The 19712-nt window shown below is 61.8% G+C and carries 18 protein-coding genes, 3 tRNA genes and 1 riboswitch; of the genes, 11 read left to right on the forward strand and 10 right to left on the reverse strand.

Annotation, left to right across the window (positions count from 1 at the left end; all coding sequences use genetic code 11):
• Positions 1-633, reverse strand: a 633-nt coding sequence (locus BN2475_RS12380) for a beta-ketoacyl synthase chain length factor (protein WP_245841291.1), incomplete at its 3' end; no start/stop codon positions are given.
• A gap of 648 nt (positions 634-1281) precedes the next feature.
• Positions 1282-1430: riboswitch (yybP-ykoY riboswitch) on the forward strand.
• Between the two features lie 78 nt (positions 1431-1508).
• Between BN2475_RS12380 and BN2475_RS12385 the strand changes: the two genes are divergently transcribed.
• The gene (locus tag BN2475_RS12385; RefSeq protein ID WP_094779805.1) at positions 1509-2081 is read left to right on the forward strand and encodes a TMEM165/GDT1 family protein; all 573 of its coding nucleotides are present in this window, start codon (positions 1509-1511) and stop codon (positions 2079-2081) included.
• A gap of 259 nt (positions 2082-2340) precedes the next feature.
• On the opposite strand, the gene BN2475_RS12390 is transcribed toward BN2475_RS12385, so the two are convergent.
• Complete coding sequence (locus BN2475_RS12390; protein ID WP_094779806.1) at positions 2341-3024, reverse strand: DUF4136 domain-containing protein; 684 nt, start codon at positions 3022-3024, stop codon at positions 2341-2343.
• A 227-nt stretch (positions 3025-3251) separates the two neighbouring features.
• Between BN2475_RS12390 and pepN the strand changes: the two genes are divergently transcribed.
• The 3 genes from pepN to BN2475_RS12405 all read left to right on the forward strand — a co-directional run bounded on the left by pepN (position 3252) and on the right by BN2475_RS12405 (position 7385).
• Positions 3252-5957, forward strand: a complete 2706-nt coding sequence (pepN, locus tag BN2475_RS12395) for an aminopeptidase N (RefSeq protein ID WP_094779807.1) — start codon at positions 3252-3254, stop codon at positions 5955-5957.
• A 280-nt stretch (positions 5958-6237) separates the two neighbouring features.
• Positions 6238-7254, forward strand: a complete 1017-nt coding sequence (locus BN2475_RS12400) for a class 1 fructose-bisphosphatase (protein ID WP_094779808.1) — start codon at positions 6238-6240, stop codon at positions 7252-7254.
• Positions 7255-7309: 55 nt separating this feature from the next.
• Positions 7310-7385: transfer RNA gene (locus tag BN2475_RS12405), tRNA-Thr, on the forward strand.
• A gap of 813 nt (positions 7386-8198) precedes the next feature.
• Here BN2475_RS12405 and BN2475_RS12410 read toward each other — a convergent pair.
• The gene (locus BN2475_RS12410) at positions 8199-8399 is read right to left on the reverse strand and encodes a hypothetical protein (RefSeq protein WP_094779809.1); all 201 of its coding nucleotides are present in this window, start codon (positions 8397-8399) and stop codon (positions 8199-8201) included.
• Between the two features lie 170 nt (positions 8400-8569).
• Between BN2475_RS12410 and BN2475_RS12415 the strand changes: the two genes are divergently transcribed.
• The 3 genes from BN2475_RS12415 (at position 8570) to BN2475_RS12420 (ending at position 10313) form a co-directional block, all read left to right on the forward strand.
• A complete protein-coding gene (locus BN2475_RS12415; RefSeq protein WP_094779810.1) occupies positions 8570-8815 on the forward strand; it encodes a hypothetical protein in 246 nt (81 codons plus the stop codon).
• Positions 8816-9268: 453 nt separating this feature from the next.
• Complete coding sequence (locus BN2475_RS34625; RefSeq protein WP_162844472.1) at positions 9269-9418, forward strand: hypothetical protein; 150 nt, start codon at positions 9269-9271, stop codon at positions 9416-9418.
• 298 nt (positions 9419-9716) lie between these two features.
• On the forward strand, positions 9717-10313 hold the full coding sequence (locus tag BN2475_RS12420; RefSeq protein ID WP_094779811.1) for a chorismate mutase: 597 nt from the start codon (positions 9717-9719) through the stop codon (positions 10311-10313).
• A gap of 139 nt (positions 10314-10452) precedes the next feature.
• Here BN2475_RS12420 and BN2475_RS12425 read toward each other — a convergent pair whose 3' ends face one another.
• Both BN2475_RS12425 and BN2475_RS12430 read right to left on the reverse strand, forming a co-directional pair.
• On the reverse strand, positions 10453-11604 hold the full coding sequence (locus BN2475_RS12425) for an exonuclease domain-containing protein (protein ID WP_094779812.1): 1152 nt from the start codon (positions 11602-11604) through the stop codon (positions 10453-10455).
• 367 nt (positions 11605-11971) lie between these two features.
• Positions 11972-12175 carry a cold-shock protein gene (locus BN2475_RS12430; RefSeq protein WP_094779813.1) on the reverse strand — a complete coding sequence of 68 codons (204 nt, stop codon included), beginning with the start codon at positions 12173-12175 and terminating at the stop codon, positions 11972-11974.
• A gap of 423 nt (positions 12176-12598) precedes the next feature.
• On the opposite strand from BN2475_RS12430, the gene BN2475_RS12435 reads away from it, so the two are divergent.
• Positions 12599-12847, forward strand: coding sequence for a hypothetical protein (locus tag BN2475_RS12435; protein WP_094779814.1), 249 nt, complete (start codon positions 12599-12601; stop codon positions 12845-12847).
• A 533-nt stretch (positions 12848-13380) separates the two neighbouring features.
• Positions 13381-14544, forward strand: coding sequence for a porin (locus BN2475_RS12440; protein ID WP_094779815.1), 1164 nt, complete (start codon positions 13381-13383; stop codon positions 14542-14544).
• 155 nt (positions 14545-14699) lie between these two features.
• Here BN2475_RS12440 and greB read toward each other — a convergent pair whose 3' ends face one another.
• On the reverse strand, positions 14700-15269 hold the full coding sequence (greB, locus tag BN2475_RS12445; protein ID WP_094779816.1) for a transcription elongation factor GreB: 570 nt from the start codon (positions 15267-15269) through the stop codon (positions 14700-14702).
• Positions 15270-15389: 120 nt separating this feature from the next.
• On the opposite strand from greB, the gene BN2475_RS12450 reads away from it, so the two are divergent.
• Positions 15390-15466: transfer RNA gene (locus BN2475_RS12450), tRNA-Arg, on the forward strand.
• A 78-nt stretch (positions 15467-15544) separates the two neighbouring features.
• Positions 15545-15621, forward strand: a tRNA-Arg gene (locus BN2475_RS12455).
• A gap of 100 nt (positions 15622-15721) precedes the next feature.
• On the opposite strand, the gene BN2475_RS12460 is transcribed toward BN2475_RS12455, so the two are convergent.
• The 4 genes from BN2475_RS12460 to gmk all read right to left on the reverse strand — a co-directional run bounded on the left by BN2475_RS12460 (position 15722) and on the right by gmk (position 19705).
• Entirely contained in the window at positions 15722-16210 is a 489-nt protein-coding gene (locus BN2475_RS12460) for a phage protein NinX family protein (RefSeq protein WP_094779817.1), read from the reverse strand.
• Between the two features lie 106 nt (positions 16211-16316).
• Positions 16317-18677 carry a RelA/SpoT family protein gene (locus tag BN2475_RS12465; RefSeq protein ID WP_094779818.1) on the reverse strand — a complete coding sequence of 787 codons (2361 nt, stop codon included), beginning with the start codon at positions 18675-18677 and terminating at the stop codon, positions 16317-16319.
• Positions 18678-18760: 83 nt separating this feature from the next.
• Positions 18761-18964 (reverse strand): DNA-directed RNA polymerase subunit omega, encoded by a 204-nt coding sequence (gene rpoZ, locus BN2475_RS12470; protein WP_006400783.1) that lies wholly within the window; start codon positions 18962-18964, stop codon positions 18761-18763.
• A 60-nt stretch (positions 18965-19024) separates the two neighbouring features.
• Positions 19025-19705, reverse strand: a complete 681-nt coding sequence (gmk, locus tag BN2475_RS12475) for a guanylate kinase (RefSeq protein WP_094779819.1) — start codon at positions 19703-19705, stop codon at positions 19025-19027.
• Between the last annotated feature and the right edge of the window lie 7 nt (positions 19706-19712).

Below are 19712 nucleotides of genomic sequence, written 5' to 3' on the forward strand. Positions count from 1 at the left end.
GGTTGTGCCGGTTGTGCCGCTTTTGCCCGTGCCCGGGTCCGCTCCTGCATCAGCGCCAGCCGCGCTCGACGGGCTGTCGGCTGCGGACACGGAGCACACCATGTGTCCGCTCGCCGCCCGGTCGTCGAGCAGGATGGCGAGCGCGCCGCCCTGCACTTCGTCTTCGATCGTGCCGTAGGCCGCGTCGGCCGGTTCGTCGGCATACACCAGCAGGACCGGCGAGTCCGGCTGTGTCGCATGTTGCGCGTGCGCTTCCAGCAGCGCATAGCCGAGCGTCTGCGCACCGGCCGAAATCGCGCTGGCCGCGGAGCGGTCGCCGCGCGCAATGCCGAATATGCCGGTCATCGCGTTCAGCACCGACAGGCTAAAGGCGGTCGGCGAGACCGGCTCGCCCGCGCTGATGCTGCGCAGGATGTCGGTGGTGCGGCGCAGCTCCCCGTGACGCGACGCGAACACGACCCGCACCGGGTCTTGCCCGACGCAGTCGTGCGCGACCTTCAGCGCGACTTTGGACAGCGTGCTCAGACGCCGCCGTACGATCGGCTCGATGAAGCCAACATCGGGTGCGGCAGATGTAGTGGCCGGCCAGCTAGACCAGCGACCGATCGGAATGGTCCAGTGCAGATCGGGCATATCGGTGTTCGCGCGTAGAAACGGAGAGAGGCTCAGGTGCCGGACGGAACAGCCGCCGTCACAGCGTGCACGCGCCGCATGGATCGGGGCTCTCAGCCGGGACCGATCCTGTCTTCTTATAGGGAGTTCAACGTATTAACGGCACATGGCCCCGATTATTAAGGCGCCTTGGTCAATTGGTCCCATGGACCTGCCCCAGACTGCCTTGGCCGGCGGAATCATACTGAATATTCTGAATTAAATCAGCCACAAAAGACGTATCCATCTGTATCCGTCTCCCTGGTACGACGAATCGTCAAATCGAGGCAGGCCGGCCGTTGACATTTGCCATACCTGTCGCGGGGATATCGGCAGAAAGTCCCGGCGCGGCGCGTGTCTGGCCGCGCCGACGGCCACCCGGACGCGGACCGATCCGTGGCTCGGTCCGCGTGAATGGTTTCATCAGCTTTCCTGGCAACTGTTTCAGATCGGAACATTTTGCCTGCTGCCAGTGGACGAACCCTGGTCCCGCCAGGTATGGCTGATACCGAGCGCGCCCGATCCTGCGTCGCCCGCGCGACGTCGCACTGGCGGCATGGCCGGCTGTCCCCTTGTCCCCTTGTCCCCTTGTCCCCTTGTCCTCTGATACGCGCCCGTGCCTGCTATACTCCGTCGCGCATTGGGGAGTAGCCGCCCCGCGGCATGTCCGCACCGCTGTCACCGGGTGCGTCGACGTGTGGTTCGCGGGGGCGCCTGTCAACAGACTTGGCCGTCAAGGCCATGGCAGCCGCAGCCTCTGGCCTGGCGAGACCGATGACCTGCACGCGCCGCAACAGGGCCCGGCGTGTCGTGGGTCGTCGCTCGTTCACATCTCGGCCCGAGGAAACAAGATAACCGTGAATCACGCTTTTCTCATTTCGACCGGAGCGGTCGCGCTCGCCGAGATCGGCGACAAGACACAACTGCTCTCGCTCGTTCTGGCCGCGCGCTATCGCAAGCCCGTGCCGATCATCCTTGGCGTGCTGGCCGCGACCCTCGTCAATCATGCCGGCGCGGGCGCGCTCGGCGCGTGGCTCGGCTCGCTGCTGACACCTACCATCATGCGCTGGGCGCTGGCCGCGTCGTTTGTCGCGATGGGTTTGTGGATCCTTGTGCCGGACAAGCTCGAAGACGATGAAGCCAACACCAGCCGCACGCATTTCGGGGTATTCGGCACGACCGTGGTGACGTTCTTCATTGCGGAAATGGGCGACAAGACACAGATCGCGACGGTCGCCCTCGCTGCGCGCTTTCATGATTTCTTCGGCGTGGTGGCGGGCACGACGCTCGGCATGATGATCGCCAACGTACCGGCGATCCTGCTTGGCGACCGCTTCGCTCACCGCCTGCCCACCAAACTCGTACACGGCATCGCCGCAGTGATGTTCGTGGTGCTGGGGACGATGGCGTTGTTCGGCGGCGGTGTCTAGACGGGGACGGGTTGCCGATGCCGGTGCCATGTCCATCGCCATTTGGCTGGCATGCGTGCGCCGCGGTGGTGATGAGTTTTAGAGCGCGCGGGCTTCACTTCCTGAACAGGTCTGAAAGCAGAACGGCCCGCCAGGAATAACCTGAAGGGGCCGTTTCTGATTACACCGCGCGCCGCATCACCGGAACTCATGTCGGGCGCGCGCCCAGCCGTGGGGATCGGTGCGCACCGGTACGGATCGGAGCGGATTGCCTCGCGCCTTACTGCGGGGCTTTCGCCCCCGGCGCCGGCGCCGGCGCCGCAGGCACCGTTACATCGTTCGCCGCGCCGCCGGTGCTGCCGAGCGGAATCTGCACCGTATGCACGACGCCGTTGGCGAGCGGAAAATCGCCCAGCGCGCTGCGCACCAGGTACGGCATCGCCCGGACCAACGACGACTCGCCGCCCGAATTGCGCGCCGTCACGTTATAAACCTCCTTGCCGGTCGCGCGCTCGGTGATCCGCACGCCCAGCAGATGCGTGAAGATCGGATAGCTCTGGTTCACATAGGTGGCCGGGTACGGTCCCCACGGCCCCCACGGATCGAGCGGCCGGCCCCAGTACGGCCCCGGCCACGGGTTGTAGTAGACCGGCTCCGCGACCGTCACCATATCGGAGCGCATTCCGTAAGCCAGTGCGACCAGGTAGCGCGCCTGCGCACTATCGACTTCGTGGAACGCATGCGCGACAAGTTCGCTTGCGACGAGGCGCTCGTACGCGGTCAGCTCAAGATTGCTCTGCTGATCCGGCGGCCGCGTGAACGCGAAGGTGCGGGGGGTGTCTTTGCCGCTCCAGTCGGAGAACGCCGTGACCTGAGTGGTGACGTAGGTCGTGCAACCGGACAGCAGCACCGTCAGCGCCGCTAACAGCAGCGCGGCGCGACGGGTCCATTGATGGATATTCATGGTCTACCTCTTGATGCCTCTGGATGGCCCGTTATCGCCACTCGTGACCGGGTTCGTCGACCCGCCGGCTTCTCCCCCGCGCGGGCGCCCGATAATACGCTGACCTGGCCAGTCGGTAATAAGTTCGCGCCGCACGATTGGCCGAGGCTTTGTACAATGGCTCGACAAACCCGGCAGGCATGCGCTTCGCGCGCCCGACCGCTCGAGTACCATCACCACAGAACGCCATGGCCGATACCGCAACGCCCAATGTGATCCGCCGCGCCGATTACGCGCCGCCTGCCTTCCTGATCGACACCGTCGCGCTGGAGTTCGATCTGGTCCCCGACCGCACGATCGTCCGCAATACGATGCGCGTGCGCCGCAATCCGGATGCTTCGCACGCCGCGCATCTCGAACTGATGGGCGAGCAACTGGAGTTCGTCGGCGCCACGCTCGACGGTCAGCCGTTCGCCGATGCGCATGCGCACGAGCACGGCCTGCTGCTCGACAACGTGCCGGACAGCTTCGAACTGACGCTCACGAGCATCTGCAATCCGGCGGCCAACACCACGCTGTCGGGCCTCTACGTATCGGGCGGCAACTTCTTCACGCAGTGCGAGGCCGAGGGCTTTCGCCGCATCACCTACTTCCTCGACCGACCGGACGTGATGGCGACCTTCACGGTCACGTTGCGCGCGAGCAAGGCCGATTATCCGGTGCTGCTGTCCAACGGCAATCTGCTCGAAGAAGGCGACTTGCCGGATGGCCGCCATTTCGCGCGCTGGGAAGATCCGTTCGGAAAGCCGAGCTATCTGTTCGCGCTGGTCGCGGGCAAGCTGGTCGCACTCGAAGAACGCGTGAAGAGCGGCTCGGGCAAGGAAAAGCTGCTGCAGGTGTGGGTCGAGCCGCACGATCTGGACAAGACCCGTCACGCGATGGACTCGCTGATCCATTCGATCCGTTGGGACGAGCAACGCTTCGGGCTCGAACTCGATCTGGACCGCTTCATGATCGTGGCGGTAAGCGACTTCAACATGGGCGCGATGGAGAACAAGGGGCTCAACATCTTCAATACGAAGTACGTGCTGGCGAACCCCGAAACGGCAACCGACACCGACTTCGCGAACATCGAGGCGGTGGTCGGCCACGAGTACTTTCACAACTGGACCGGCAACCGGGTGACGTGCCGCGACTGGTTCCAGCTGAGCCTGAAGGAAGGCCTGACCGTGTTCCGCGATCAGGAGTTCTCGGCCGACATGGCGGCCGGCCAAACCCACAGCAGCGACGCGGCCGCACGCGCGACCAAGCGCATCGAGGACGTGCGTGTGCTGCACCAGATGCAGTTCGCCGAAGACGCCGGGCCGATGGCGCACCCGGTGCGCCCCGAAAGCTACGTCGAGATCAACAACTTCTACACGATGACCGTCTACGAGAAAGGCTCGGAGGTCGTGCGGATGTATCAGACGCTGTTCGGCCGCGAGGGTTTTCGCAAGGGCATGGACCTGTACTTCAAGCGTCATGACGGCCAGGCCGTAACCTGTGACGATTTTCGCCACGCGCTCGCCGACGCGAACGGCCGCGACCTGGCGCAGTTCGAGCGCTGGTACAGTCAGGCCGGCACGCCGCGCGTCACCGTGCGCACCCAGTATGACGCCACGCAGCAGCGCTACAGCGTGACGCTGCGGCAAGGCTACGGCGACGCCGTGCCGGCCGCACGCGAAACGCAGAAAGGGCCGCTGCTGATTCCGTTCGCAATCGGCCTGATCGGCAAGGACGGCAACGATCTGCCGCTCCATCTGCAAGGTGAGGACAAGGCTGCGTCCACCACCACGCGCGTGCTGGAATTCACGCAGACCGAACAGACCTTCACGTTCGTCAATCTCGCGCAGGAACCGCTGCCGTCGCTGCTGCGCAATTTCTCGGCGCCGGTGATCGTCGAATACGACTACCCGGCTGAACAGCTGGCGTTCCTGCTCGCGCACGACAGCGATCCGTTCAACCGCTGGGAGGCCGGTCAACGGCTCGCCACGCGCGAACTGCTGACGCTCGCCACGCATGCCGCCACGGGTGTTGCGCTGCAACTCGACGACTCGGTGGTCGCCGCGTTCGCACACGTGCTCACCAATCAGAAACTGTCGCCGGCGTTCCGCGAACTCGCGCTGATGCTGCCGTCGGAAACGTATCTGGCCGAACAGATGGACGAATCGAATCCGGCCGCCGTGCACGCCGCCCGGCAATTCGTGCGCAAGCGTCTGGCCAGTGCGCTGAAGAACGAATGGCTCGAGATGTACGAGCAGCATCGCACGCCGGGGGATTACGAGGCGACGCCGGAGGCTTCTGGGCATCGCGCGTTGAAGAATCTCGCGCTGTCGTACCTCGCGGAACTCGACGATCCGGCCGACGCCGTGCGGCTCGCCGCCGCGCAATACGACGCCGCGAACAATATGACCGACCGCGCCGCGGCGCTCTCCGCGCTGCTCAACGCGGCGGCCGCCAAAGACGACGACTCCCGGGCGCAGCAGGCGCTCGCCGACTTCTACCAGCGCTTCGAAAAGGAGCCGCTCGTGATCGACAAGTGGTTCGCCTTGCAAGCCACACAGCGTGGCAGCGTGCAGCGTCCGGTGATCGACATCGTGCGCAAGCTGATGACGCATCCCGCCTTCAACCTGAAGAACCCGAATCGCGCACGCTCGCTGATTTTCAGCTTCTGCTCGGCGAACCCCGCGCAGTTCCATGCGGAAGACGGCTCGGGCTATACGTTCTGGGCCGAACAGGTGATCGCGCTCGATGCGCTCAATCCGCAGGTGGCCGCCCGCCTCGCCCGCTCGCTCGAACTGTGGCGGCGCTTCACGCCGACATTGCGCGACGGTATGCGCGCGGCGCTGGAGCAAGTGGCGTCGCAGGTGAAATCGCGCGACGTGCGTGAGATCGTCGAGAAGGCGTTGGCGTGATGCCCGCGTAGCAGCGGCCCTCGCCTTCGAAAAGCCGGCATGCGTTGCCGGCTTTTTTGGTCCAGTGCCGGATGCACGCGCAGCCGTGGGTGGCGAACCCAGCTGCCAGCCGTCAGGGGCCATGATTCACGGCGCGCCGCAATGCCGGAAGCACGCCGGCTCGCGTGACCCGGCTATGTCGCGGCTGCATCGTCGGACGCGTTGCGCGACCAAAACCACAGAGCCGACATAACGAGCGGTTAAAATCCCCCTATTCCTCTAGCCTTCCCGGAGTACAGCAATGTCTTTGCAACGTCGTACCACTCTCACGAAGTACCTGATCGAGCAGCAGCGCGCGACCAACAACCTGCCCGCCGACCTGCGCCTTTTGATCGAAGTCGTCGCGCGCGCGTGCAAGGCGATCAGCTACCACGTCAGCAAGGGCGCGCTGGGCGATGCGCTCGGCACGGCGGGCAGCGAGAACGTGCAGGGCGAAGTACAGAAGAAGCTCGACATCCTGTCGAACGAAATCCTGCTCGAAGCGAACGAATGGGGGGGCAACCTGGCTGGCATGGCGTCCGAGGAAATGGAGCAGTTCTTCCCGATCCCGGCCAACTATCCGAAGGGCGAATACCTGCTGGTGTTCGATCCGCTCGACGGCTCGTCGAACATCGACGTCAACGTGTCGATCGGCACGATCTTCTCGGTATTGCGCTGCCCCGATGGCCAACAGCCCACCGAACAGTCGTTCCTGCAACCGGGCACACAGCAGGTCGCCGCGGGTTATGCGGTGTATGGCCCGCAATCCGTGCTGGTGCTGACCACCGGCAACGGCGTGAACTGCTTCACGCTCGACCGCGAACTCGGCTCGTGGGTGCTCACGCAAAGCGACATGCGCATTCCGGTCGAAACGCGCGAGTATGCGATCAACGCGTCGAACGAGCGCCATTGGTATGCGCCGGTCCAGCAATACATCGGCGAATTGAAGGCAGGCAAGGAGGGCCCGCGCCAGAGCGATTTCAACATGCGCTGGATCGCGTCGATGGTGGCGGACGTGCATCGCATCCTGAATCGCGGCGGCATCTTCATGTATCCGGCCGACAAGCGCACGCCGGACAAGCCGGGCAAGTTGCGCCTGATGTACGAAGCGAACCCGATGGCATTCATCGTCGAGCAGGCCGGCGGCGCCGCGACCAATGGCGAAAGACGCATTCTGGATGTCCAGCCCAAGAGCCTGCACGAGCGCGTGGCGGTGTTCCTCGGCTCGAAGAATGAGGTCGATCGCGTCACCCGCTATCATCTCGAAGCAAAAAAATGAGTTTTGGGGCTTGCCAAGCTGTTAAAGAAGTCCCTATAATTTCGGTTCTCCTGATGCCGGAATAGCTCAGACGGTAGAGCAGCGCATTCGTAATGCGAAGGTCGGGGGTTCGATTCCTCTTTCCGGCACCAACAGATTCAAGCACTTAGCCCAGTCATTGCGACTGGGCTTTTTGTTTTGCGCGCTGCAGGTGATTGGGCTGCGCTCGTCTTTCGCACCAAAAACCCATCACAATCACCAGCGCACCGAGACCGATGCGCAACCGCCGCGTCGCCGACGTTCCATGTTTTCACATGCGGAACGGCCAGTAACCCGCGAGGAACGGCGCGATGATCCATAGCGCGGCTAATATGGTCAGCCCTCAGGGTCTTCATGGTCGTAGAGGCAGCAGTAGACCCACAACATCACCCAGCACACCGCTACCATCAATCCGCAGGTGAAGCGCGAAAGCCGGCTGAGCATTTCCGAGCAGAGCGGGAACCAGAGGATGCGGCTGCAACACTGCGCTCGGAGTCGCTCTTCGCTATCCGACAGAAGACGCTGGACGATTCCGCCGTCGAGGCAGGGTATTCATGCGCGAATCGCGGGCCGGCGGCATGCATAAAAAGCGCATGCGGATCAAACGCCGCTAGAGATCCCATCGGACTGGTAACACGTCACACGGACTGAGGAGAAACTATGGAGAACGAACCAATTCATATGCTACAGGCAACGCCCGCGCGAACCATGTGCGTCAGTACACCGGGCAACCCCGTGCAACACCATGCAAGACCAAACCACACTCGCAGGATTGCCTTCCCGACAACAACAGGGGTCGATGTCCAGCCGTCGCGACCACGAAGCTCGCATGCCGACCCAGCGCAAACCTGCGCGGCCGAGTCATACGAGCGCGAACCGCTCGTCAGTCCTTGCACACACCGGTCGCGAAATCGAGGCCGCCCTGCTTATCCGCGAAAATCGGCGCGATCGTAGGGCAGCGTCATGACGAGATTGCGCGCTACGATGGAATCTTCAGCAACCACCTGCTGTTTGCGCGGCGTGCCGTACGCGGTGATCGCTTCTTGCGGCGCCGACACAAACCACGCGATTCTGCCGGCACACTCGATACCGACCTGACGTCCTTCCCAGTAGACAGCGTTTTCCATGACGAACTCTCTGAAGGGCGAAGACTGCCATCATCCGCGCCGGACCTGGCGCGTCCGTTAGCCACCGCACGTCGCGCGGCAGATAGCAGCTTCAAGGATAGACGGCAATTGCCGCGCCGACCGGCTTGGCATCGGGCGACGACGCTTTGGCATAAAAGCGTGACCGCGCCATGAAACGGAACGGCGGCGTGATGCTCAGGTGCTGCCCCGCTTCGGCTACGTTCGCAACGATCGCCGTCGGGGCTCGCACACCATCGGACCTTCTGCTGGTCGCGCTCGCCACCGAACCGCAACGCACGCACTGCGGCGACACGCTGCACATCGCTGACGAACCGACCACCGGCCTGCATTCAGCAGGCCGCGATTTTTCTCTGGAAAATCAATCTTCGCGCGTGGTCGAAGCAGTTCACGAATGAATTAATTCGAGAACCAAACATTAAAAATGATCACATCCGTCAACGAAATCGCCGAATCAGTCGTTTAGAAAGATTAGACGGCAAATAACAGTCGGCGCCCGGTAATTAACGAACGTTCAGTCTGATTTCTCGAGAAAGGTCCTGCCGATGCGGCGGCGCACAAATCGCGCGACGATTATTCACACTAAAGCGTGTGACGCGCCCGGCGCGCACATGCAACAGCGGTGGAAAGCCGACGGGATAAGGCAGAGAAGGGAACTGCGGGGAGCCATCCAGCTGATTGAATCGCGCGTGAGAAACCCGGCTAACGTAATCAGACGATAAATTTTATTCAAACACTCTGTTCAAGTGTTGGCTTGTGCCGTTAAAGCAACAGAGGACATGTACCCAGCACCGGATGCTGGTGCGAGACGCGGACCGAGGCAGATAATCGGTTTGTAAAGGAGAAAGATCATGGATTCCAAACCACCGAAGATTCCGACCCCGGACAAAGTCTTTTACCCGGATCCGGAACCCGTTGGCGTAGAGTTTCTGGGGGCTGAATTACCTGAGCACGTTCGTGCTTTTTTCGACGAGCAACGCAAGTCGTGCGATTCGAAGTAAGCGCGCAGGGGCGCGACGCAGCATCGATGCGCGCATGTCAGACGCGCGGTATGCGCTCGCGCCTTGTCACCCGTTTCGCACCCGGGTTATGCCACTGAATCGGGTCGCCTGATTCTGAGTGACGCTGGGCCACACGGCCGGCGTCTGTTCGTGCGCGTCGGTTAAATGCATGTCGCGAAAGCGCGCTGCTGAGATCTCGCGGACGATGATTTTCGCTCGGAAAAGGCATCGTCCGGACGGGCATCATTTATTCTTCTGGTTTTTCCCTCAGCGGGCCCATCGGCCACGCCCACTTTCCATGAATCGTCCGTATCGCTTTGGTGCGTCATGCGCGCTCGCGCTAGCCGCTTGTTTCGCATTCACGCCCGCTCCCGCCGTCGCCGATAGCGACGACACAGCGCTCACCAATCTGATTGCGCTGGTTTCGCAGCGCCTCGCCCTTGCGGAACCGGTCGCGCGCTGGAAGTGGGCCAACCACCAGGCGATTACCGATACGCCGCGCGAAAATGCGCTGCTGGCCGATGTCGAAAAGCGCGCCGTGGCAGCGAACGTCGACCCCTCGTTCGCCCGCGCCTTCTTTCAGGATCAGATCGACGCCAGCAAGGACGTGCAAAACGCGTTGTTTGCCAGCTGGCGCAGCACCCAGCCGCCGCAAGAGCCCGCGCCCGATCTCGCGACCAGCACGCGGCCGCAGCTTGACCGGCTGACGCAATCGCTAGTGGCCGGCCTTGCACGTGTGCAGCCGCTTCGTACGGCCGACGATTGCCCGTCGCGCGTCGCGCAATCGCTTGCCAACTGGAAATCGCTGACGCGCTACGACTCGGCTCGCGCGAACGCATTGACTCGCGCGCTGGGTCACGTGTGCGAAACGGGGGGTGTGGGCGCGACCGGCTGATTCGGTCACCGCGCGGAAAGCGGCTCGATTCGTGACGTCTGCCACGCTCCGGTACTAGCCGCGATCAGCAGTCGCTGCGGGCAGAGCCACCTCCGGCGACGTTCGCGAATCAGCAAAAGACCCGCGAATGCAAACTTCGTCAGGCAAGACTGGAGACCGGTGAGTCGCTCGATACGCCCAGCGGAATCACGCGCAGACCGCGCGCAAGATGACTCTGCAGGATGCGGTACGTCGACAGCTCGAACGGACCCGCGGCGCTCGACGCGTACAACTGCGTCGCCTGCGCGAGCGACGGCGCGTGCCCGATGTAGCGCCAGCGGTCGACCACATGGAAAGCGCACGCCTGTGCCGCTTCTTCACGCTCCTCGAACACGATCGGCCCCTGGAATGGCCAGGGCGCGTCGGCCGGATCGCTTTTCGTGACGCGCGGCAGCCGATTGTGGCCAGGTCGCAGCGTCGCGATCCACTGCGCCTCGGCGAGCATCGCGCCGAGCTCGCCGCCGGTTGCCCGCCATTCGACGCGCCGCACCTGCTGTGCGAGCCGAATATCCTTCGATGAACGCCGCTCGCCCGTCAGATGCGAACGCAACCGCTGACGCACGCGCACGCTTCGTCCTACATATAACGGCGCATCTCCATCGCCATAGAATGCATAGACGCCACAACCGGCGGGCGCGGTATCGAGCAGATCCTCAGTGATGTCGCCAGCGAGCCGATAGCGCCGCGTGGTCCGCTCGATCTGCGCGCGCAGTACGTCCAGCGGCACGACACCATGCAGACGCTGCCAGAACTGCCAGATCAGGTCGGCGTCGGCGAGCGCGCGGTGACGATCCGACGGCACGAGCGCGTGACGTTCGACCAGCGCGTCGAGCCCGTGGCGTTTCTCGGCCGGAAACAACGCGCGCGACAGTCGCACGGTGCACAGCACGTCCGGGTCGAACGCGAACCCGAGCCGGCGAAACTCGCCGCGCAGGAAGCCGCGATCGAAACTTGCGTTATGCGCGACGAACAGTTTGCCGTTCAGGCGCTCGAACAGGGCCGGCGCGATGGCGTCGAAGGTCGGCGCACCGCGCACCATTGCATTCGTGATGCCGGTGAGCTGCTGAATGAACGGCGGAATCGGCTGCTGCGGGTCGACCAGACTGCTCCAGCGCGATACGCCGGCCGGCCCCACTTCGACGACGCCAACCTCGGTGATACGGTGCTCGCTAGTGGAACCGCCGGTAGTTTCGAGATCGACGAAGACAATCGGCACATCCAGGGCCGGTTCGGGCAAAAACTGTTCAGACATGGAAAGGGAGAGTTAGACGCGTGGCTTTGCGGCAAGTATGCACCAGTTGGTCGCGGCGTATCTGTATTGCATCGGTCCGGGTCGGCTTGAGTGACGCACGAAACCCGTATTTCCAGTGAGTCGCCGGCGGTCGCCGGCTGTCGAGGAACCGCGGAATGATTGTATTTTTAAGCGGTAGATATACAGACCACGGTGGCGCGATTCCGGTATTGCGCCACTTCAGGTGAATCGGTTTGCAACGCACGTGAAACGAATGCGGCGAATAGAAGTCACCCGGAAGTCATGCGCGAGCATGAAAAAGCCCTCGCATTTGCGCGAGGGCCTTCTGGCGCCCGACGCCCCGACAGCGCATCAGGCGCGGCGCAGCTTACAGCGGCTGGATGTTCGCCGCCTGCTTGCCCTTCGGGCCAGTCTTGATGTCGAAAGAGACGCGCTGGTTTTCCTTCAGCGACTTGAAACCTTCGACTCGAATCTCCGAAAAGTGCGCAAACAGATCGTCACCACCCGAGTCCGAAGTGATGAAGCCAAAGCCCTTAGCATCGTTGAACCATTTGACGACACCAGTTTCCATTTTTCAATTTCCTCGATGATTAATAAAAATCGGGCATTGCCCTCACGCCGGATAGCGCTGTCATTTAGCCACAAAAACTCCTGCGGCTCACCATGACCACAACTGGCACATGGAATTCAGCTTTGCCGTTATAGGGGAGCAAAGAATCGTCGTCAAGCCTATTTTTCGTATGTGTTTAGCGAGCCAGCATATAAATCAATGTGGGAGGCCAATAAATGCACGCGGCATATTCACGTGCCACTTACTAAACTGTTGCGCCGCCATTATTTAAACAACTCCGGAAACCCAAATCGAGAAAATTTTCAGCTCGCGTAAAATAAATGTAACAAAATCTGTTTTTAGTAAGTGTTTGTCCGACTTGTTGCGTGGCATCCGCGACTGCATGATGGCATGAGTTGTGGTAGTGGGTATCAGGAGATTGCCATGCTGTTCAATCCAATCCGCCATCTCATCGCCTGGCTTACTGGCTCGCACGCAAAAACTGCTTCGGACCAACCCCCACCAGTAGCAGAGATATTTTCAGCGCTGGAATTCGACCCTATGTGGCATGGGGACCACTGGCAGAACCTGCTGTCGTCTCCAATGGATGCACGCCGTTACGTCATCGAAGACTGGAGCGTAGCAACGGCGGCGGACTGGACTGAAGTTGACGGCGCGGCACCCGCGCATTGATCGAGATCCGGCGAATCTGCCAATCCCGTGGGCAAAAAAAAAGCGCGACTGGAAAGAGTCGCGCCGACAAAGGTTGGAGATCTTTTTCGTCAACGAAAAAGTCTGCTTCGAAAAGCAGAAATTAAATTATAGCGGTTCAGTTCGTTTCTACTATTCACACAATTAACAATCATCTATTGCGGCAATAACAACAATCGTCATTGCACAGTTATTTCGTTGTTTTTTTACATCGCCTTCTGTCGTAATTCAGCAACGCAATTGTCTCGGTACTGCTCGTCCAATCTCGTCAATAGCGCCGAACGCCTTTATCTATAAGGCTCGAACAGCATCCCAACATCGTTTCCAATTGCGTAATACTTTATTGCGCAAATCGGAACGCCCACTTCAGGGAGTGTCTCCCTACACTTTGCCTAACCGGAAACCGGCGCGGTTTGATCATGCGCTTTTTGCACGGACCCGTTTCTCGCAACGCCCGTGCGAAGGTCTCCTTAAGCTGAGGTTCAAAATATCTCTCTCGCTCTCGGAGTTACAAAATGAAGAAGACACTCATGGTCGCAGCCCTCACGGGCGTTTTTGCAACGGCGGCGCATGCGCAAAGCAGTGTGACGTTGTATGGCTTGATCGACGCGGGCATCACCTATACGAATAACCAGCACGTGAGTAATACCCAGCACGGTGCCAATGTGGCGATGACGAGCGGCTCGGTGAACGGCAGCCGTTTCGGCCTGCGTGGCGCTGAAGATCTGGGCGGCGGTCTGAAGGCCATCTTCACGTTGGAGAACGGCTTCGGCATCAATGATGGCACGCTCAAGCAGAACAGCCGCCTGTTCGGCCGTCAGGCGTTCGTCGGTCTGTCGAGCGACCAGTTCGGTGCCGTGACGCTCGGCCGTCAATACGACAGCATGGTTGACTACGTCGGCCCGCTGGCACTGACCGGCACGCAGTACGGCGGCACGCAGTTCGCGCACCCGTTCGACAACGACAACCTGAACAACTCGTTCCGTATCAACAACTCGATCAAATACCAGAGCGCTAACTACGGCGGCTTCAAACTCGGCGCGTTGTACGGCTTCTCGAACCAGGCTGCCGGCTTCGCCAACAACCGCGCCTACAGCGCGGGCGCGTCGTATAACTGGGGCGGCCTGAACGTTGCCGCTGCTTACATGCAACTGAACAGCAACGGCGCGAACAGCGCAGCCGCTGCGTTCAACTCGGGTGGCGCGGTGACGGGCGACAACACGTTCTTCGCCCAGCGTCAGCAAACGTGGGGCGCAGGCGCCAACTATGCGTTCGGCCCGGCAACGGTCGGCCTCGTGTACTCGCAAACGAACCTGCATGGCCTGGCCGGCATCAGCCAGGGCGCATCGGGCCAAACCGGCGGCATCGGCTTCCCGACCAACAGCGCTCAGTTCCAGAACTTTGAAGCCAACGCCCGTTACGCGCTGACGCCGGCAATCAGCATCGCCGGCGCGTACACGTACACCCGCGCTAACCTGTCCAGCACGCACATTCACTGGAACCAGGTCAACCTGCAAACCGCCTATGCGCTTTCCAAGCGTACCGACGTCTACCTGCAGGGCGTATATCAAGCGGCTAACGAAGACTCGATCGTCCCCGCCTACATCAATGGCGTGGGCACAGCTTCGGGCAACAACAAGCAAGTCGCCGTGACCGCAGGTCTGCGTCACCGCTTCTAAGCTCCCAGCACTGCGGAGTACTCGCAGTCACGAAGGCGCCGTTCGCGGCGCCTTTTTTTATGCCGCGTCGCCGCGCAGAGCAAGGTCGACGTCGCCGAAACAGTCTGCCGCACCCTCGCCTATTCCATCCGGAGGGCTTGCGATCCGCCGTAAATCTAGCCGCCGGTATCAGGCGGCGGATACTTGACGTCGACGACATCGATCGGCTGGGGGCCGGCTGGCGTGTACAACGTGACCGTATCACCGATTCGGGCCTTGAGCAGTGCGCGCGCCACCGGCGAAATCCAGCTCACGTGGCCGACATCCAGATCGACCTCGTCGATGCCGACGATCGTCACGGTTTGCACCTCGCCAGCTTCCGTCGCATAGTCGACTGTCGCGCCGAAGAACACCTGATCGACGTTCTCCTGCTTGCTGCTGTCGACGACTTCGGCAAGGTCAAGACGTTTGGTCAGAAAGCGGATGCGCCGATCGATTTCGCGCAAGCGGCGCTTGCCGTAAATGTAATCGCCGTTTTCCGACCGATCGCCATTCGAGGCCGCCCACGACACGAGCTTCACCACCTCTGGCCGTTCGACATCGATCAGATGCAGCAACTCGTCACGCATGCGACGGTAACCGGCGGGCGTGATGTAGTTCTTGGTACCGGCGGGGATCTCCGGGTGGGCGACGTCGAGGTCGTCGTCATTCTCTTCACTCGACTCTTTGACAAAGGCCTTGTTCATAATGGTCCATTAACTGCAGCAACCGACTGCCTATCAAGGTTACACGATCAGGCCCACGAGACAAATCGCCGTCGTATGCTTCCATTTTCCAAAAGCTTTGCTATAATCTCGTTTCTGCGTGCGGCTGTAGCTCAGTTGGATAGAGTACTTGGCTACGAACCAAGGGGTCGTGGGTTCGAATCCTGCCAGCCGCACCACCTTTTTCGAGGGCTTCCTCCGGGGAAGCCCTTATGTTTCACCCGGTTTCATTGCAGCAAGCAATATCCGTTTAGCGTGCGGCTGTAGCTCAGTTGGATAGAGTACTTGGCTACGAACCAAGGGGTCGTGGGTTCGAATCCTGCCAGCCGCGCCACCTTTGAAGGGCCTTCCAATCGGAAGGCCCTTTGTTTTTGTCTGAAGCTTGCGCACAGCGCGCGTCGCGCCACACAGTCCAGACAGGACCGCGCCCATGGTTATCGCGGCGGCGACTGTATATCCCCGATCCGCCCATCCGGGCTCGGCACATCCTCGACAAAACCGCCTACCGTTTGCTCACCAATTGATTGAGCCCGCCCGGCGGCCAGCGCTTGCGACTCGTGCAACACTTCGTCCACGCTGTCGCCGAAGCAGCTTGCGACGAACGCCCGCAGCAATGCCACCCGCAGCGAGTCGCCACGCCCTTCGACAGTGCGGTGCCCGCCCTTGAATTGCGCGGTGCAGCGTGCCGCATCGCCATCAGCCCGCTCACTCACTTCGAGCCGCTGCACGCGCTCCAACACCGTTGCAGCCGCCTCCCATGAGGTGGACGGCGTGAAACGGCCATCCCACGGACGACCGCGGTCATTGCCGCGAATCGAAACGATTTCGCCGCTGTCGGTGAAGTAGATTTCGCGCACGAAGTCGTGCAGGCTGCGTGCGACCCAATAATCGAGCGCCACGCCGTTGAGGTCGGCCACGTTCATAAACGTTCTCCCTGAAGTTCAGGTGAGACTCGCCGATTGCCGGTGCGTCAGAGTCGAACGAAGGCTGCCAACGCGCTCAGGCACACCGAAGCGAGCCCGGAGACGATCAGTAATCCGCGCGCTCGCGATCGATTCGCATACCGCCTTCGTGACGATGATGACCCTCTTCGCTGGGCCGTTCGCGCGCAATGCGCATCACGTCCGGGTTCGTCCGCACGCGGCGCATCACGTTGGCCAGATGGACCCGGTCGCTGACCTGGATCACGAAGCGCAGCACCGTGGATTCCTGCGACAGGTCCTCGTCCATAGCGATATGGACGATGTTCGCATCCGCCGACGTGATGTCGGCCGCCACGCGGGCAAACACGCCCTTGGTGTTCTTGACCAGCACCTTCACGGCGACGTCGAACAGCCGTCCCGGCTGCGGCGCCCATGCAACGTCGATCCAGCGGCCCGGATCGCGCCGGTGAATGCGTTGCGCGACGCGACAGTCGGTGGTGTGAATCGCCATGCCGAGGCCGATGCCGATATAGCCCATGATGTCGTCGCCCGGAATCGGACGGCAACACGCTGACAATTGCACCGACATCCCTTCGGTGCCCGTAATAACGACCGGCGGCGCATGCGGCGCCGAACCGGACTCGGAGCGCGAGCCGTCGTCGTCGGCGTCGCGGCCGCTCATCAGCACTTCGATGCGCTTGGCCATCACCGCCGCGACACGCCGGCCCAGACCGATATCCGCGAAAATTTCCTGACGGTTCTTGTTGCCCGTCCACTGCACGAGCTTTTCCCACGCTTCCGGCGTCACGTCCGACAACGCCAGCCCGTAGCCCTTCAATGCCTGATCGACCAGACGCTCGCCAAGCTGCACGGACTCGTTCAGGCGCATCGTCTTCAGATAGTGGCGAATCGCCGAGCGCGCCTTGCCGCTACGTACAAAGCCCAGCCACGCCGGATTGGGCTTCGAGTACGGCGCCGTGATCACTTCGACGATATCGCCGCTCTTCAGCTCTGTGCGCAGAGGCAACAGTTCATTGTTGATCTTCACGGCGACGCACTGGTTGCCCAGGTCGCTGTGGATCGAATACGCGAAATCGAGCGCAGTGGCGCCACGCGGCAGCGCCATGATCTTCGACTTCGGCGTGAAGACATAGACCGCGTCCGGGAACAGGTCGATCTTGACGTGCTCGAGGAATTCGCTCGAATCGCCCGCTTCGCTCTGAATGTCGAGCAGCGACTTCAGCCACTGGTGCGCGCGCTTCTGCACGTCGTTCAGGTCCGCGCTGCCGTTCTTGTACAGCCAGTGCGCAGCCACGCCGGCTTCGGCGATCTCGTGCATCCTGCGCGTGCGCACCTGGAATTCGATCGGCGCGCCGAACGGACCGACCAGCGTGGTGTGCAGCGACTGATAGCCGTTCACCTTCGGGATCGCAATGTAGTCCTTGAACTTGCCCGGCACGGGCTTGTACAGCGCATGCAGCGCGCCGATGCAGGTGTAGCACTCCAGCGCGCTCTCGACCACCACGCGAAAGCCATACACATCGAGCACCTGCGAGAACGACAGCTGCTTGTCGCGCATCTTCTTGTAGATGCTGAAGATGGTTTTCTCGCGGCCGGTGACTTCCGCGTCGATCTTCGCGTCAGCAATCGCGCGCTGCACCGACTCCAGGATCTTGCCGACCACTTCGCGCCGGTTGCCGCGCGCCGCCTTGACGGCTTTTTCGAGCGTGGCGTAGCGGTGCGGGTTGAAGTTCGCAAAGCTCAGGTCCTGCAGCTCGCGATAGGTATTGTTCAGGCCGAGCCGATGGGCAATCGGCGCGTAGATATCGAGCGTCTCGCGCGCCACGCGGCGGCGCTTTTCCGGCGGCACCGCGCCGAGCGTGCGCATGTTGTGCAGCCGGTCGGCGAGCTTCACCAGAATCACGCGGACGTCGCGCGCCATCGCGAGCAGCATCTTGCGGAAATTTTCCGCCTGCGCCTCTTCGCGATTGCGAAACTCCATCTTGTCCAGCTTCGACAACCCGTCGACCAGTTCCGCGACCTTCGCGCCGAATCGCTCGGCGAGTTCGGCCTTGGTCACGCCCTGGTCTTCCATCACGTCGTGCAGCAGCGCCGCCATCATCGCCTGGGCGTCGAGATTCCAGCCGGCGCAGATTTCCGCGACGGCAACAGGATGCGTGATGTAGGGCTCGCCACTCTGGCGATACTGACCGAGGTGGGCCTCGTCGCTGAAGTGGAAGGCCGCCTTGACGTCCTTGATCTCTTCCGGCTGTAAATAGCCGGACAACACGGACGTCAGTTTGGCGATGGAGACGACGTCATGCCGGCGCGGTTGCTCCGGCGTGGCGGTCGGCCCGAACAGATGGCGAAACGACTGTTCGAGGACCGCGTCGATGTACTTCCGTGCAGACGAGGGCGAGTCGACGTCGTGGTCCACTTCCGTGGCGGTGGGCGGGGTAGCACTCATAGTCGCCTCCGTAGCGGTTAGGGTTGGACGTCGGTCTGCACGCTGATGCAATTACATGGCAATCGAAAACCGAACAGTGCGCCTTAAACCGGCACCTTCTTCAGCATTTCGAGGCCAACCTGGCCGGCTGCGATTTCACGCAGCGCGACGACCGTGGGCTTGTCGCGGCTCTCGATCTTCGGCGTGTGGCCTTGAGCGAGCTGACGCGCGCGATAGGTTGCGGCAAGCGCGAGTTCGAAACGATTCGGGATCTGTTTGAGGCAGTCTTCGACGGTAATGCGGGCCATGTTGGGTTCCTTCTCAGTATGTTGCTTATTCTACCTTATGTGCTCGACGCGACGCCGCGCTCACGCGTGCGGCAGGTGAATGCCGAGCTGCACGAAAAGCTGCGTGTGACGTGCGTACTGCGAAGCAAAGCGCAAGCGCGTGGCGGCGACGAGGCACTGCAATTCGCTCAGTGCGCGATCGAAGTTCTCGTTGATCACGACATACTCCGCTTCGGCCGCGTGCGCCATCTCGCCGCCGGCCGCCAGCAGGCGGCGCGTGATCACGTTCGGCTCATCCTGGCCGCGCTTTTTCAAGCGATCTTCGAGTGCTTCGAGCGACGGCGGCAAGATGAAAATTTCGACCGCGTTGTGAAACTGTTTCTTCACCTGCTGCGCACCCTGCCAGTCGATTTCGAGCAGCACGTCATGGCCGCTCTTCATCTGCTCCTCGATCCACACACGCGAGGTGCCGTAGTAATTGCCGTGCACTTCCGCGCTTTCCAGAAACTCGCCTTCGTCGTGACGCTTCATGAAGTCGTCGACGGTGGTGAAGTGGTAGTGCTCGCCGTCCTGCTCCTTCGGACGCGGCGGGCGCGTCGTGTACGAGATCGACAGACGGATCGCATCGTCGCCGGCGAGTAGCGCGTTCACGAGCGTCGACTTGCCGGCGCCCGAAGGCGCGACGACCATGAACAGATTGCCGGGGTAAGCTTCGGCGTACGGCTTGCGCGGTGCGCCGGTTTCGCGTGCGTGGGTGGTCATGTGGGTG

The sequence above is a fragment of the Paraburkholderia ribeironis genome, from assembly GCF_900019265.1.
GTDB classification, from domain to species: domain Bacteria; phylum Pseudomonadota; class Gammaproteobacteria; order Burkholderiales; family Burkholderiaceae; genus Paraburkholderia; species Paraburkholderia ribeironis.